This window comes from Deinococcus ficus (genome assembly GCF_003444775.1).
Lineage (GTDB): Bacteria > Deinococcota > Deinococci > Deinococcales > Deinococcaceae > Deinococcus > Deinococcus ficus.
The window spans coordinates 442,192-454,990 of sequence record NZ_CP021081.1 but is presented as its reverse complement, the minus strand read 5'-3'; the positions used below and the strand labels follow the sequence as shown (position 1 = coordinate 454,990).

General features: G+C 66.8%; 20 protein-coding genes. 2 read left to right on the top strand and 18 right to left on the bottom strand.

Annotation, left to right across the window (positions count from 1 at the left end; all coding sequences use genetic code 11):
* Positions 1-44: 44 nt before the first annotated feature.
* On the bottom strand, positions 45-962 hold the full coding sequence (gene fba, locus DFI_RS02270) for a class II fructose-1,6-bisphosphate aldolase (RefSeq protein ID WP_022800302.1): 918 nt from the start codon (positions 960-962) through the stop codon (positions 45-47).
* Positions 963-1,082: 120 nt separating this feature from the next.
* Here fba and DFI_RS02265 point away from each other — a divergent pair, with 120 nt between their 5' ends.
* Together DFI_RS02265 and DFI_RS02260 are read left to right on the top strand one after the other, a co-directional pair.
* Positions 1,083-2,300: an aminotransferase-like domain-containing protein gene (locus DFI_RS02265; protein WP_027463309.1), complete on the top strand. Its 1,218-nt coding sequence runs from the start codon at positions 1,083-1,085 to the stop codon at positions 2,298-2,300.
* A complete protein-coding gene (locus DFI_RS02260) occupies positions 2,297-2,617 on the top strand; it encodes a MazG-like family protein (RefSeq protein WP_022800304.1) in 321 nt (106 codons plus the stop codon). The genes DFI_RS02265 and DFI_RS02260 overlap by 4 nt, the downstream gene beginning before the upstream one ends.
* A gap of 65 nt (positions 2,618-2,682) precedes the next feature.
* Here DFI_RS02260 and DFI_RS02255 read toward each other — a convergent pair whose 3' ends face one another.
* From DFI_RS02255 to rplD, 17 genes are all read right to left on the bottom strand, one after another.
* A complete protein-coding gene (locus tag DFI_RS02255; RefSeq protein WP_027463307.1) occupies positions 2,683-4,128 on the bottom strand; it encodes a sigma 54-interacting transcriptional regulator in 1,446 nt (481 codons plus the stop codon).
* Positions 4,129-4,197: 69 nt separating this feature from the next.
* Positions 4,198-4,698: a hypothetical protein gene (locus DFI_RS02250; protein ID WP_027463306.1), complete on the bottom strand. Its 501-nt coding sequence runs from the start codon at positions 4,696-4,698 to the stop codon at positions 4,198-4,200.
* Between the two features lie 96 nt (positions 4,699-4,794).
* A complete protein-coding gene (locus DFI_RS02245; protein ID WP_051307920.1) occupies positions 4,795-6,117 on the bottom strand; it encodes an ammonia-forming cytochrome c nitrite reductase subunit c552 in 1,323 nt (440 codons plus the stop codon).
* 55 nt (positions 6,118-6,172) lie between these two features.
* On the bottom strand, positions 6,173-6,634 hold the full coding sequence (gene nrfH, locus DFI_RS02240; protein WP_027463304.1) for a cytochrome c nitrite reductase small subunit: 462 nt from the start codon (positions 6,632-6,634) through the stop codon (positions 6,173-6,175).
* A gap of 412 nt (positions 6,635-7,046) precedes the next feature.
* Positions 7,047-7,232: a type Z 30S ribosomal protein S14 gene (locus DFI_RS02235; RefSeq protein WP_022800309.1), complete on the bottom strand. Its 186-nt coding sequence runs from the start codon at positions 7,230-7,232 to the stop codon at positions 7,047-7,049.
* 17 nt (positions 7,233-7,249) lie between these two features.
* A complete protein-coding gene (rplE, locus tag DFI_RS02230; RefSeq protein WP_022800310.1) occupies positions 7,250-7,792 on the bottom strand; it encodes a 50S ribosomal protein L5 in 543 nt (180 codons plus the stop codon).
* An 87-nt stretch (positions 7,793-7,879) separates the two neighbouring features.
* A complete protein-coding gene (gene rplX / locus DFI_RS02225; RefSeq protein ID WP_022800311.1) occupies positions 7,880-8,227 on the bottom strand; it encodes a 50S ribosomal protein L24 in 348 nt (115 codons plus the stop codon).
* Entirely contained in the window at positions 8,227-8,631 is a 405-nt protein-coding gene (gene rplN / locus DFI_RS02220; protein WP_022800312.1) for a 50S ribosomal protein L14, read from the bottom strand. Before rplN ends, rplX begins: the two co-directional genes overlap by 1 nt.
* Positions 8,628-8,912 (bottom strand): 30S ribosomal protein S17, encoded by a 285-nt coding sequence (gene rpsQ / locus DFI_RS02215; protein WP_022800313.1) that lies wholly within the window; start codon positions 8,910-8,912, stop codon positions 8,628-8,630. Before rpsQ ends, rplN begins: the two co-directional genes overlap by 4 nt.
* Positions 8,909-9,121 (bottom strand): 50S ribosomal protein L29, encoded by a 213-nt coding sequence (rpmC, locus tag DFI_RS02210; protein WP_027463303.1) that lies wholly within the window; start codon positions 9,119-9,121, stop codon positions 8,909-8,911. Before rpmC ends, rpsQ begins: the two co-directional genes overlap by 4 nt.
* Positions 9,108-9,533, bottom strand: coding sequence for a 50S ribosomal protein L16 (rplP, locus tag DFI_RS02205; RefSeq protein WP_027463302.1), 426 nt, complete (start codon positions 9,531-9,533; stop codon positions 9,108-9,110). The genes rpmC and rplP overlap by 14 nt, the downstream gene beginning before the upstream one ends.
* Positions 9,533-10,282 carry a 30S ribosomal protein S3 gene (gene rpsC, locus DFI_RS02200; protein ID WP_022800316.1) on the bottom strand — a complete coding sequence of 250 codons (750 nt, stop codon included), beginning with the start codon at positions 10,280-10,282 and terminating at the stop codon, positions 9,533-9,535. Before rpsC ends, rplP begins: the two co-directional genes overlap by 1 nt.
* The gene (rplV, locus tag DFI_RS02195) at positions 10,282-10,752 is read right to left on the bottom strand and encodes a 50S ribosomal protein L22 (protein WP_022800317.1); all 471 of its coding nucleotides are present in this window, start codon (positions 10,750-10,752) and stop codon (positions 10,282-10,284) included. Before rplV ends, rpsC begins: the two co-directional genes overlap by 1 nt.
* The gene (gene rpsS / locus DFI_RS02190) at positions 10,749-11,036 is read right to left on the bottom strand and encodes a 30S ribosomal protein S19 (protein ID WP_022800318.1); all 288 of its coding nucleotides are present in this window, start codon (positions 11,034-11,036) and stop codon (positions 10,749-10,751) included. The genes rplV and rpsS overlap by 4 nt, the downstream gene beginning before the upstream one ends.
* 12 nt (positions 11,037-11,048) lie before the next feature.
* Positions 11,049-11,882, bottom strand: a complete 834-nt coding sequence (gene rplB, locus DFI_RS02185; RefSeq protein ID WP_022800319.1) for a 50S ribosomal protein L2 — start codon at positions 11,880-11,882, stop codon at positions 11,049-11,051.
* Between the two features lie 14 nt (positions 11,883-11,896).
* Positions 11,897-12,184: a 50S ribosomal protein L23 gene (locus DFI_RS02180; RefSeq protein WP_022800320.1), complete on the bottom strand. Its 288-nt coding sequence runs from the start codon at positions 12,182-12,184 to the stop codon at positions 11,897-11,899.
* Positions 12,181-12,798, bottom strand: coding sequence for a 50S ribosomal protein L4 (gene rplD / locus DFI_RS02175; RefSeq protein ID WP_022800321.1), 618 nt, complete (start codon positions 12,796-12,798; stop codon positions 12,181-12,183). The genes DFI_RS02180 and rplD overlap by 4 nt, the downstream gene beginning before the upstream one ends.
* Between the last annotated feature and the right edge of the window lies 1 nt (position 12,799).

The following is a 12,799-nucleotide window of genomic DNA, read 5'->3' as shown; positions in this document are numbered from 1 at the left end:
GTCAGGGCAGCCCCCCCGGTTGGGGGGAGGACCCGAGGCCAGTCTCAGGCCTTGCCGATGCTGCCGAGCACGCCCATCTTGTGCTCGACGATGGTCGCCATGACCTCGCGCGCCTTGCCGAACACCTTGCGCGGGTCGAATTCCTTGGGCGTGTCGCGCAGCACCTCGCGGATGCCGACGGTGCTCGCCAGGCGCAGGTCGGTGTCCACGTTCACCTTGGCGATGCCGTGCTGGGTGGCTTCCTTCAGGTCGTCATCGGCGATGCCGGCCGCATCGCCGATCTCGCCGCCGCCCGCGCGGAAACGCTGCACGATCTCGGCGGGCACGCCGCTGCTGCCGTGCGCGACGAGGGGAATGCTGGTCAGTTCGCCGATCTTGCGGATGCGGGCCTGATCGATGTAGGGGCGGCCCTTGCCCTTGTACGCGCCGTGGCTGGTGCCGATGGCGATGGCGAGATAGTCGGTGCCGGTCTGCTCGATGAACTTCACGGCTTCCTCGGGGTCGGTGAGGAAGGCGTCCTTCTCGTCCACGACGATGTGCTCCTCGATGCCGCCCAGGCGGCCGAGTTCGGCTTCCACGCTGATGCCCATGGCGTGCGCGGCTTCCACGACGCGGCGGGTCTCGTGAATGTTTTCCTCGAAGGGGTGGTGGGAGGCGTCGATCATGACGCTGGTGAAGCCCATCTTGATGGCCTTGAGCGCCGAGGCGTAGCTGCTGCCGTGGTCGAGGTGCAGGGCGACGGGCACCGTGGCGCGGGTCGCGAGGTCGATGACGATGTTGGCGAGGTCCTGCCCGCCGTACTTGATGGCACCCTCGCTCATCTGGACGATCACGGGGCTGCGCAGGCGTTCGGCGGTGTGGATGATCGCCTGGGTGATTTCCATGTTGTTCGTGTTGAACGCGCCGACGCCGTACTTGCCGGCGCGGGCGGGCACGAGGATGTCATTACCGGTAACGAGCATGGGGGTTCCTCCTGGGTGAACTGGGGCTCTGGGCCGGGACCTTCGAAAAGGTGACCGCCTCACTTTACCCGGCTGGACCTGAAAAGGCACGGACAGGCGGCCCGGGCGTAGCATGCAGTCATGTCCGTGCCTGCCTCCGCCGTTCCTGCCTTCGATTTCACGTCGCGGCTCTCGCGCCGGGCGCAGACCATGAGTGCCAGCGCCATCCGCGAGATCCTGAAGGTCACGCAGCGGCCCGAAGTGATCAGTTTCGCCGGGGGGCTGCCCGCGCCGGAACTGTTCCCGCTGGAAGACGTGCGCCGCGCCGCCGACGCCGTCCTGACGAGGTACGGCCCGGCCGCCCTGCAGTACAGCACCACCGAGGGCCACCCGCCGCTGCGTGAATGGATCGCGGCGCGGCACAGCATTCCGGCCGCGAACGTGCAGATCACCACCGGCAGCCAGCAGGCGCTGGACCTGCTCGGCAAGGTCCTGATCGACGAGGGCGACACCGTGCTGGTCGAGGCGCCCACGTACCTGGGCGCGCTGCAGTCCTTCCAGCCGTACCTGCCGACCTACCAGGAGATCCCCACCGACGACGAGGGCATCGACGTGGACGCCCTGGAGGCCCTGCTGGCCCGCACGAGCGTGAAGGTCATGTACGTCATCCCGAACTTCCAGAACCCCACCGGCCGCACCCTGAGCCTGGAACGCCGCCGCCGTCTGGTGGAGATCACCGCGCGGCACGGCGTGCCGGTCATCGAGGACGACCCGTACGGTCAGCTCACGTTCACCGGGGAGACCTACCCCAGCCTGTACGAGCTGGGCCTGGAACGGGCTGGGGGTGTGGAGGGCAACCACGTCATCTACTGCAGCAGTTTCAGCAAGACGTTGGTGCCCGGTCTGCGGGACGCGTGGGTACAGGCGGCCAGCCCGGTTATCCTGAAACTCATCACGGCGAAGCAGGGCGCGGATCTGCACACGCCCACCCTGAACCAGATGATCATCACGGAACTGCTGCCCATCCTGCCCCGGCAGGTGGACGTGGTGAAAAAAGCGTATGGGGAACGCGCGGCGTTCATGATTTCCCGCCTGGAGGCCGAGTTCCCGGAGGGCGTGGCGTTCACCCGGCCGAAGGGCGGCATGTTCTTGTGGGTGACGGTCCCCGGCGACATCGACACCACGCCCCTGCTGGCCCGGGCCGTGGAACGCAAGGTCGCGTACGTGCCCGGCAGTCCCTTCTTCGCGCACGGCGGCGGGAAGAACACCATGCGCCTGAGCTACACCAGCGCCACCCCCGACCAGATCCGCGAGGGCATTCACGCGCTGGCCGGCACCCTCCGGGACGCCCTCGCGTGAGCCGCACCCTGGACGCGGCCGGCACGCGCCGGGTGCTGGAAGAGGTCCTGGAGGAACGACTGCGGCAGGACGCGAAGTGGGGCGTGCAGAACCACGACCCGCCCACCTGGCTGATGATTCTGGGCGAGGAGGTCGGCGAGGTGAACCAGGCGGCGCTGGAGTACCACTTTCACCAGTTCGACAAGGCCGCGCCCGAGCGTGGCCCGCGCACGCTGGACGACTACCGCCGGGAACTGGTGCAGGTGGCGGCCGTGGCCGTGTCCATGATCGAGTGCCTGGACCGGCAGCAGGCCGCCGCAACCGGCGAGCAGGACTGATCCAACGAAGAGGGCCAGGGCCGGGCGGGGATGCTCTCCCCTGCCCGGCCCTCACCTGACGGCGCTCAGTTCCAGCGGCCGCCGCGTTCGCGTTTCACTTCGGGTTCCGGCGCAGCGTACAGCTCCTCGGCGCGGGAGAGTTTCTTGCGGCCGTACAGGCCTTCCAGCACGAATTCGGCCGCGGCGGCGCGCACGGCGTCGTCGCTGCTGCCGGCGACGGTGGCGGCCAGTTCCGGGAGGTCCGGGACGTCCTGCGCGGCCTTCAGGGCGCTGGCAGCGTCGCCGCCCTGCGGGAAGCGGAAGACGTTCCCGGCGTCAAACCATTTTTCCAGGGCTTTGGTGTCGGCGCTGCCGTAGTGGCGGGCGTACACGGCGCCGGCAGCCTTGCGGATCACGTCGCGGGCGACGTTGTCGGCGCCCTTGAGTTCGCCCTCGTACTCCAGTTCGAGTTTCCCGGTGATGGCGGGCAGGCCGGCGTACACGTCGCTGACGCGCACGACGGGGGCGTCGTCGGTGGTGAGGCTGCGGCGTTCGGCGTTGGCGGCCGCGACTTCCAGCAGGGAGATCGGGAGGCGCTGGGACACGCCGCTGAGTTTGTCCACTCGGCCGTCCTCACGGGCCTGGAAGGCGATCTCCTCGATGAGTTCGGCGATGAAGCCCGGCACCACGACGCCCTCGGCGCGGACGGCTTCCTGCGCGGTGATCTCCATGCCTTGGCGCACGTCGGTGGGGTAGTGGGTGCGGATCTCGCTGCCGATGCGGTCCTTGAGGGGCGTGACGATCTTGCCGCGGGCGGTGTAGTCCTCAGGGTTGGCGCTGAAGACCAGCATGACGTCCAGTTCCAGGCGGATGGGGTAGCCCTTGATCTGCACGTCGCCTTCCTGAAGGATGTTGAACAGGGCGACCTGCACCTTGGGGGCCAGGTCGGCGAGTTCGTTCACGGCGAAGATGCCGCGGTTGGCGCGGGGCAGCAGGCCGAAGTGCATGCTGCGCGTGTCGCCCAGGCTGGTGCCCAGCCGGGCGGCCTTGATGGGGTCCACGTCGCCGATCAGGTCGGCGACCGTGACGTCCGGCGTGGCGAGTTTCTCCACGTAACGTTCGGCGCGGGGCAGCCAGCGGATGGGGAGGTCCAGGCCGTGCGCTTCGAGCAGGTGCCGGCCTTCGGCGCCGACGGGGTTGAGGGGATCGTCGGGCATGTCCACGCCGGCGATGACCGGGACTTCCGGGTCGAGCAGGTCGGTGATGGCGCGCAGGATGCGGCTTTTCGCCTGGCCGCGCAGGCCCAGCAGGATGAAGTTCTGCCGGGCGAGCAGGGCGTTCACGAGCTGGGGGATGACGGTGTCGTCGTACCCGACCACGCCGGGGAACAGCGGCTCTCCGCTGCGGAGTTTGCGGGTCAGGTTGGCGCGGACCTCGTCCTGCACCAGTCTGATCTGGTTGTCGAAGGGCCGGCGGCCTGCGTACTCCGTCGTCTGGAGCAGTTCACCCAGCGTGCGCGGTTTCGTTTCCATGCTGCTGCGGAACGTAGCACGCGTTCCAGCGCGCAACTGTGGGCGTGAACGGCCCGCGCGACGCGCGGGTCAGCTGCCGCTGCTGGCAGAACTGGCGGCCTGGCTGCTCTGCTCGTCTTCCAGAGCCTTGTAGGCGCACACGGCCGCGAGCGCGGCCAGTTCGGTGGGCACCGGCCCGACATGGAGGTGCACGTCCTTGCCTTCCAAGGTGCCGCCGATGCGGCCGGTGAGCTGGTCGCCGTCCCGCACGAGGTGCACGTCCTTGCCGTCGATGCGCCCGGAGTAGCGGCCGGTGACGCGGTCGCCCTGAACGCGGAGGTGCACGTCGTCACCGACCACGTGGCCGCCCAGGCGGACCTGCACGCCCTGCGGGCTGAGCTGGCCGTCGGCGTCGAAGCCCGCGAAGGTCCCACCGACGCGGCCGTCCACCTCCCCGGCCGCCACGGTGAGGTGAATATCCTTGCCGTCGAACACCCCGCCGATGCGGCCGTCGAGGGTCTGGCCGTTCCAGCGCGCCTTGAGGTCGTAGCCGGTGAGGGTCCCGCCGATGCGTCCGTGGAGGTCTGCCATGCCTCCGGTACGGGAACCGCGCGGGGTTGGTTGCCGGTGGGCGCCTGAACGGTGGAAGACCCCGGCGCGTGGCCGGGGTCCCCTGGGAGGCGCGGGTTACTGCTGGTTGAGGAGGCGGGTGGCTTCCAGCTGCGCCTGGCGGGCCATGTCGGCGCTGTGCCCGAGGGCGCGGGTGGCCTCCTGCGGGCTGTGGAAGCCCATGCTGCTCTCGGCGTCCACGAAGTCCCAGCGCAGCTGCGCTTCGCGGTGCAGGTCGTAGGCTTTCTTCAGCTGTTCGGGCGTGGCGCCGGCGTCCTTGGCGGCCACGATGGCGTCGATGGCGTCGCTGATGGCGGCTTCGGCGCTGGCCTGCATGTCGCGGGTGCGGTTCTGGATGGTGACCACGCGGTTCCGCAGTTCGTCGGAGCTGGACTTGTGGCAGGTCTGGCAGGCGTTGTTCAGGTTCTGCAGGGGGCTGCGCACCCAGTGGTCGCTGACCTTCTGTGCGCCCTCGCGGGTGTAGGGCATGTGGCAGTCGGCGCAGGCCACGCCGTTTTTCGCGTGGATGCCGGTGGAGTACATCTCGTAGTCCGGGTGCTGCATCTTGATCATGGGGCCGCCGGTCTGGGTGTGGTTCCAGTCGGTGTGGCCGTCTTTCTGGTAGTAGGTGCTGATGTTCTCGATGGTGATGCCGTCCTCGAGTTTCTTGCTCTCGCTCCAGGGGAAGATGAGTTCCTTGCTGTCTTTCTCGAAGTAGTACTCGACGTGGCACTGCGCGCAGACGTAGGTGCGCATCTGCTGGTGGGTGGCTTCCTTCACGTCCACGCCGCGTTTGGCCATGGCGTTCACGAAGGCGGGGCGGGTAATGGTCAGGCTCATGTCCTTGTTGCTGTGGCAGTCGCCGCAGGACACGCCCTGGTGCAGTTCGGCCTTGTTCAGGTCGTTGTAGGGCGTCTTGTTCATCTTCGCCCAGCCCATGGTGTTGATCAGGCGCGGCACATCGGCGCTGTGGCAGTTCGCGCAGGTGCCGGGCTGCTTGCGTTCCTTCACGCGGCGGATTTCGCGCTGGTCAATCAGGGAGTAGTAGTGACCGCGATCCTCGTTGTACTCGACCTCGAAGGCGTACCCGGCCCAGAATTTCTTGCGCAGGGGGTTGGCGGCCAGTTTGTCGAAGGGTTCGTTCCCGGCGTAGGGGGTGCGCACGCCGGTCTCCTTGGTCTTCATGAAGGAGTCGTACTGCCGGGGCCAGTTCTTGCCCCACACGGCCGGGTCGGTCTCGAAGTCGGGGATGGTCACGAACTGCGCGGGTTGCGTCGCGGCCTCGTCGTGCCGCTGCTGGATGTTGGTGAGCAGCATGCCCACGGCCACGCCGACCGCGGCGAACAGGGCGATCAGGAGCAGCCAGACGGCGGGGCGGGGGCGGGTTCCGGGTCGTGTCATGGGCGGGGGTTCCTCCTGGGGAATGGGGCGGGAAGGCGGGCGCGGGGGCGGCCGGTTACTTGTTGCCCTGGTGCCCGACGTTGCCGTGGCAGGTGGTGCAGGTGGGCTCGTCGGCCTCGTGTTTCTTGGACATGGAGACGTGCATGGTGCTCACGGTGGTCTTGTGGCATTCCACGCAGTTTTCCAGCACGATTTCCTTGTTGCGTTTTGTGATCACCATGGGTTCGGGGAAGTTCCCGGTGGTGAAGGCCTTGCCGTGGTTCCAGCCGTTGAGGGCTTTGGTGTACCACTTGTTCACGAAGGTGTGCGGCATGTGGCAGGTGATGCAGTCCGCGACGTTCTTGTGGCTGCTGTGCTGCCAGGAGTCCCACTGGGGGTTCATGACGTGGCAGTTGATGCAGGATTTGGGGTCCTTGGAGAGGTACGACCAGCCTTTGGCGTGCGTGAACGTGAACGCCCCCAGCCCGGCCACCAGGGACGCCAGGGCGACGGCGATCAGGATGAGGGTGCGGGGCACGTGCTGGTCCTCCATGGGATCGGGGGGGTAGGGCGGTTGTGCATGGCTCACCTTTACTTTGGAGTGGCGTAGGGGGCTCTAGACAGGCTCACCATACCCTTAACTGGACCCCGGCGTCCACAAGAGAAGAAAATCACACACGCGCCATAGTCCCCAGGGCTACCCAGAAGGGAAGGTGCAGAAACCCTGTTCTGTACGCACTCCCACCCGTCCTCCGCTAGGCCATCCGGCCCCCTGCTTTCCGGCCGGTCAGGGCGTCCACCCGCACCGAACGAAGCACCCCACATCAAAGCAATTCCCCTTGCCTCCAGGCAACCGGAACCCCTCCACTCCAGATCAGGAGTAACCCTTCCAATCCAGAAAAAGCAACGAAAAACCCCCCGTCACCGGGGGGCTGCATACACTGTTTGGATTACCAGCTGGCTTTCTTCACGCCGGGCAGTTCGCCCTTGTGCGCCATCTCGCGGATGCAGATGCGGCACATGCCGAAGAAGCGGTAGTACCCGCGGGCACGGCCGCAGCGGCTGCAACGGTTGTAGTTCTGCACCGCGAACTTGTGTCCGCGGGCGGCCTTCACGACTTTGGAGGTGTTCGCCATGATGTAGTCCTTTCCCTTTACGCCTTGCGGAAGGGCAGGCCCATGGCCTGGAGGAGAGCGCGGGCTTCTTCGTCCGTCTTGGCGGTGGTCACGATGGTGATGTCCATGCCGCGCACCTTGTCGACCATGTCGTAGGTGATTTCGGGGAAGATGAGCTGTTCCTTGATGCCCAGGTTGTAGTTCCCGCGGCCGTCGAAGGCGTTGGGGTTGATCCCGCGGAAGTCACGGATGCGGGGCAGGCCGATGTTGATCAGCTTCTCCAGGAACACGTACATGCGCTCGCCGCGCAGCGTGACCTTCACGCCGACGGGCATGCCCTGACGGAGCTTGAAGTTGCTGATGCTCTTCTTGGCCTTGGTGATGATGGGCTTTTGCAGGGTGATCAGGGAGAGTTCCTTGGCGGCCTTGTCGATCGCCTTGCTGTCTTCCTTGCTGCTGCCGAGGCCCTCGTTGATCACGATCTTCTCGATGCGGGGCACGGCCATCACGCTGGAGTAGCCGAACTGCTGCATCAGGGCGGGGCGCACCTGCTCGTTGTACTTGCCTTTCAGGGTCTGCATGGTGGGTATCCTTCGAGCGGTCTCCCAGTTTTTCAGAGAGCGCCGCCCAGGTCACCCCGCGCAAAGGCGGGGGTGACCCGGAGAGGTTCAGTCGATGACTTTGCCACTGGCGACCGCGACGCGCACTTTCTTGCCGTCCACGATCTGCTTGCGGATGCGGGTGGCCTTGCCGGTTTCAGGGTCGACGATGCTGACCTTGCTGGCGTGCAGCGCACCCTCGCGCTTCTCGACGCCGCCCTGGGGGTTGGCAGCGCTGGGCTTGACGTGCTTGGTGACCAGGTTCACGCCTTCCACGACGACCTTCTGGTCGCGGGGCAGGGCGAGCAGGACCTTGCCGGTCTGGCCCTTGTGCTTGCCGCTCAGAACGACGACGGTGTCGCCTTTCTTGACGTGCAGCTTGTCGTTGTGGTGGCTTCCGGCGCTGGGCTTAGGCATTACAGCACCTCCGGGGCCAGGGACACGATCTTCATGAAGCGGCGGTCGCGCAGTTCACGGGCGACCGGCCCGAAGACGCGGGTGCCGCGGGGCTCGCCCTGGTTGTTGATGATGACGGCCGCGTTCTTGTCGAAGCGGATGGTGCTGCCGTCGGCGCGCTTGATGGCGTGGCTGGTGCGCACGACCACGGCCTTGACGACGTCGCCGGCCTTCACGGTGCCGCGGGGGGCGGCGTCCTTGACGGAAGCGACGATGATGTCACCCACGTGGGCGTAGCGCTTGTTGCCGCCGCCGCCGGTGGTCAGGCCCTTGCCGCCGATGCCGCTGTTGAGCACGCGGATGCACATGATCTCGCGCGCGCCGCTGTTGTCCGCCACGTCCAGGCGGCTCTGGGGCATGATCATGCCTGGCCTCCTTCGGTTTCCACGGCGGTGGTTTCAATGCCGCGGGGGCGCTCGACCAGTTTGGTGACCTTCCAGGTCTTGGTCTTGCTGATGGGGCGCACGGCGATGATCTCGACGCGGTCACCAATGCGGAATTCGTTGTTCTCGTCGTGGGCAGCGTACTTGTGGCTGCGGGTCACGACCTTCCCGTACAGCGGGTGGGCGAACTTGCGCTCGACCTTGACGCTGACGGTCTTGTCGGCCTTGTCACTGACGACGACGCCGGTGAAGGTCTTTTTCATGCCTGCTCTCCTTTGAGACTCGCCACGACCTGCTCACGGCGAATCGTGTTGAGCTGGGCCACTTCACGGCGGAGCTGCGTGACCCGGTGCGGCTGGGCGAGGGTACCCATGGCCGCCTGGAAGCGCAGTTCCATCAGTTCTTTCTTGCGGGCGTCGATTTCCTTCTGGAAGTCGGCGTCCGTCAGGTTCCGCATGTCACTGGGCTTCATCGTAGACCTCGCGCTTGACCATCTTGGTCTGGATGGGCAGCTTGTGACCGGCCAGGCGGAAGGCTTCCTTGGCCTGTTCTTCGGTCACGCCAGCGACCTCGAACATCACGCGGCCGGGCTTCACGACGCTGACCCAGTACTCCACGGCACCCTTACCTTTCCCCATTCGGGTTTCGGCGGGCTTTTTCGTGACGGGCTTGTCGGGGAAGATGCGGATGTAGATCTTCCCGCCGCGGCGGAAGTGGCGGCTCATCACGATGCGGCAGGCCTCGATCTGGTTGCTCTTGATCCAGGCGGGCTCCAGGGCGATCAGACCGAAGTCGCCGAAGGCCACGTAGTCGCCGCCCTTGGCGTCGCCGGTCATCCGGCCACGGTGCTGTTTACGGAATTTGGTGCGCTTCGGGAGAAGCATCATTCACCTCCGGTGCGGCGGCGCGCGGTGGGCCGGCGGCGGTTGGGGCGGTCGCCACCTTCGGGGCGGCGCTCGTCGCGGTCGCGGCGCTGGGGACGGGCGATGGTTTCGGTGCGGCCACCGATGACTTCGCCGTTGAAGACCATGACCTTAATGCCCAGGCTGCCGTAGGTGGTCTCAGCGCGGGCGGTGCCGTAGTCGATGTCGGCGCGCAGGGTGTGCAGGGGCACGCGGCCTTCGCGGACCATTTCGGTGCGGGCCTGTTCAGCCCCGCCGAGGCGGCCGGAGAGCACGATCTTGCAGCCGCGGGCGCCGGATTCCATCACGCGCTGGGCGGCCTGCTTCATGGCGCGGCGGAACGCGAAGCGGCGTTCGATCTGCTCGGCGATGCGCAGGGCGACCAGGGGGGCGCTGATGTTGGGGTTGGGGATCTCGGCGACGTTCACGGCCACGGTGCCGGCGGACACGAGTTTCTCGATGTCGCCGCGCAGCTGCTTGATGCTGTCGCCGCCCTTGCCGATCACGATGCCGGGTTTCGCGGCGCTGATGATCACGTTGACCTGCTGGCCGGCGCGCTCGATCTCGACGCGGGCGATGCCGGCGGCGCTGAGCTTGCGGTCGACGAGCTTGCGGATCTTCTCGTCTTCCTTGAGCAAGGTGGCGTACTGCTTCTTGCCGGCGTACCAGCGGCTGTTCCAGCCGCGGGTGATGCCCAGGCGGAAGCCGTTGGGGTTGATCTTGTTACCCATTATTTCGCTCCCTTCTCGCCCACGACGATGGTGATGTGGCTGGTGCGCTTTTTCAGGATGTTGGCGCTGCCGCGCGCGCGGGGGATCAGGCGCTTGAGGGTGGGGCCGGCGTCGACGTAGGCGGCGGTGATGACCAGGCGGTCTTCGAGCATCTCGTCGTTGTGCAGCGCGTTGTGCTTGGCGCTGTTGAGCACCTTGGCGACGGGCTCGGAGGCGGCGCGGGGCAGGAAGCGCAGGATGGCTTCGGCCTCGGTGACGCTCTTGCCGCGGATCAGGTCCACGACCAGGCGCACCTTGCGGGGGCTCATGCGCACGTACTTGGCGATGGCGTACCCGGGGCGGCGGATCACGTACTTCTGCTTGCGGGCCTTCTTGGTGTCGTAGTCCTTGCCGAATTCGGTGGGACGCTCGACCAGGACGGCGTGCGCGGGCAGGCTGACGCGGCGGGTGCGGGTGTCAGAAGCGGTCATTTCTTCTTGCTCCCCTTGGCGTTCTTGTCAGCGCCGTGGCCGCGGTAGGCGCGGGTGGGGCTGAATTCGCCGAGTTTGTGGCCGATCATCTGCTCGTTCACGAAGACGGGCACGTGCTGCTTGCCGTTGTGCACGGCGATGGTGTGACCGATCATCTCGGGGACGATGGTGCTGCGGCGGCTCCAGGTCTTGATGACTTTCTTGCTCTTGGTCTCGTTCTGGGTGTCGACCTTCTTCAGGAGGTGGTCGTCCACGAACGGGCCTTTCTTCAGGCTGCGAGGCATCTAACCCCCTCCTTACTTCCCGCCGCGGCGGGTGATGATGAAGCGGTCGCTGTTCTTGCGCTTCTTGCGGGTCTTGAGGCCCTTGGCCGGCTGGCCCCAGGGGCTGACAGGCTGACGCCCGGCGCCGGTACGGCCTTCACCACCGCCGTGGGGGTGATCCACGGGGTTCATGGCGCTGCCGCGCTGGTGGGGCTTGCGGCCCAGCCAGCGGCTGCGGCCGGCCTTGCCGATCACGATGTTCTTGTGCTCGGCGTTGCCGACAGCACCGATGCTGGCGTAGCACTCGCTGTGCACGCGGCGCAGTTCGCCGCTGGGCAGGCGCACGATCACGTAGTCGCTTTCCTTACCCTGCACGCTGACGCTGGTGCCGGCGCTGCGGGCGAGCTGGGCGCCCTTGCCGGGGACCAGTTCCAGGGCGTGCACGACCGCGCCCACGGGAATGAAGCGCAGGGGCAGCGCGTTGCCGAGCTTGGGCTCCGCTTCAGGGCCGGTGTTGACGGTGGCGCCCACAGTCAGGCCTTCGGGGGCCAGGATGTAGCGCTTCTCGCCGTCGGCGTAGTTCAGCAGGGCGATGCGGGCGCTGCGGTTGGGGTCGTACTCGATCGCGGCGACCTTGGCGGGCACGCCGGACTTGTCGCGGCGCTTGAAGTCGATGATGCGGTACAGGCGCTTGTGCCCGCCGCCGATGAAGCGGCTGGTGATGCGGCCGCGGTTGTTGCGTCCGCCAGTCTTGGGCAGGGCTTCGGTGAGCGCCTTCTCGGGGCGCTTCTTGGTCAGTCCGCTGAAGTCCGCAGTCGTCATCTGGCGACGGCTGGGGGTGTACGGACGGTATTTCTTGACGGCCATGTTCAGTCTCCCCTTTAGGCCTGGCCCTCAAGGGCAGCAATGGTCTGGCCGTCGGCGAGGCGCACGATGGCCTTCTTGCGGTCGTTGCGCTGGCCGATGAACTTGCCGACGCGCTTGCGCTTGCCGGGGACGTTCATGGTGCTGATGCCGACCACGGTCACGTCGAACGCCTTCTGGATGGCGGTCTTGATCTCGGTCTTGGTGGCCTTGGGGCTGACCCAGAAGGAGTACACGCCGCGTTCCATGCCGGCGTAGGCCTTCTCGCTGATCACGGGCGCCTGGATGATGTCGTAGTGGCTCACTGTTCTTCCCCTTCCAGTTCATCCTGAGCGGGTTCCAGGGCCACGGCGTCGATCACGAGGCGGTCGTGACGCAGGATGTCGTAGGCGTTCAGGCCCATGACGGGCATCACGGTCGCCCAGGCGACGTTGCGGGCGGCGAGGCGGGTCTGCTCGTCGTCGGTGACGATCAGCACGCGGTCGGTGCCGTCCAGGCCGTTGTCCTTGGCCCACTTCACGAAGCTCTTGGTCTTCGCGTCGGCCAGGTCGAAGCCGTCCACGGCCAGCAGCTTGCCGCCTTCCTGGCGGTCGGCCAGGGCCATGGCGAGGCCCAGCTGGCGGACCTTGCGGGGCAGGGTGTAGCTGTAGCTGCGGGGCTTGGGCCCGAAGGCCACGCCGCCACCCACGAAGGTGGGGACGCTGCGGTCGCCGTGACGGGCGTTACCGGTGCCTTTCTGGCCGTACATCTTCTTGCCGGTCTTGCTGACCTGCGCGCGGGTCTTGGTGCTGGCGGTGCCGCGGCGGCGGCTGGCCAGCTGCCAGGTGACCACGTCGTGCAGGACGCCGGTGTTCACTTCCGGCAGGTCGAGGTCAATGGTGCGGCCCCCGTTCTTGCCGATGACGTTGATCTGCGCCATG

Coding starts and splice junctions, on each gene's coding strand:
- rplP (WP_027463302.1), bottom strand. CDS start 9,533: ATGCTTCTCCCGAAGCGCACCAAATTCCGTAAACAGCACCGTGGCCGG.
- DFI_RS02235 (WP_022800309.1), bottom strand. CDS start 7,232: ATGGCGAACACCTCCAAAGTCGTGAAGGCCGCCCGCGGACACAAGTTC.
- DFI_RS02245 (WP_051307920.1), bottom strand. CDS start 6,117: ATGACACGACCCGGAACCCGCCCCCGCCCCGCCGTCTGGCTGCTCCTG.
- rplN (WP_022800312.1), bottom strand. CDS start 8,631: ATGATCATGCCCCAGAGCCGCCTGGACGTGGCGGACAACAGCGGCGCG.
- rplD (WP_022800321.1), bottom strand. CDS start 12,798: ATGGCGCAGATCAACGTCATCGGCAAGAACGGGGGCCGCACCATTGAC.
- DFI_RS02255 (WP_027463307.1), bottom strand. CDS start 4,128: ATGGAAACGAAACCGCGCACGCTGGGTGAACTGCTCCAGACGACGGAG.
- rplE (WP_022800310.1), bottom strand. CDS start 7,792: ATGCAGACCCTGAAAGGCAAGTACAACGAGCAGGTGCGCCCCGCCCTG.
- fba (WP_022800302.1), bottom strand. CDS start 962: ATGCTCGTTACCGGTAATGACATCCTCGTGCCCGCCCGCGCCGGCAAG.
- rpsS (WP_022800318.1), bottom strand. CDS start 11,036: ATGCCTCGCAGCCTGAAGAAAGGCCCGTTCGTGGACGACCACCTCCTG.
- rpsC (WP_022800316.1), bottom strand. CDS start 10,282: ATGGGTAACAAGATCAACCCCAACGGCTTCCGCCTGGGCATCACCCGC.
- rplV (WP_022800317.1), bottom strand. CDS start 10,752: ATGACCGCTTCTGACACCCGCACCCGCCGCGTCAGCCTGCCCGCGCAC.
- rplB (WP_022800319.1), bottom strand. CDS start 11,882: ATGGCCGTCAAGAAATACCGTCCGTACACCCCCAGCCGTCGCCAGATG.
- DFI_RS02250 (WP_027463306.1), bottom strand. CDS start 4,698: ATGGCAGACCTCCACGGACGCATCGGCGGGACCCTCACCGGCTACGAC.
- rplX (WP_022800311.1), bottom strand. CDS start 8,227: ATGCCTAAGCCCAGCGCCGGAAGCCACCACAACGACAAGCTGCACGTC.
- rpmC (WP_027463303.1), bottom strand. CDS start 9,121: ATGAAGCCCAGTGACATGCGGAACCTGACGGACGCCGACTTCCAGAAG.
- DFI_RS02265 (WP_027463309.1), top strand. CDS start 1,083: ATGTCCGTGCCTGCCTCCGCCGTTCCTGCCTTCGATTTCACGTCGCGG.
- rpsQ (WP_022800313.1), bottom strand. CDS start 8,912: ATGAAAAAGACCTTCACCGGCGTCGTCGTCAGTGACAAGGCCGACAAG.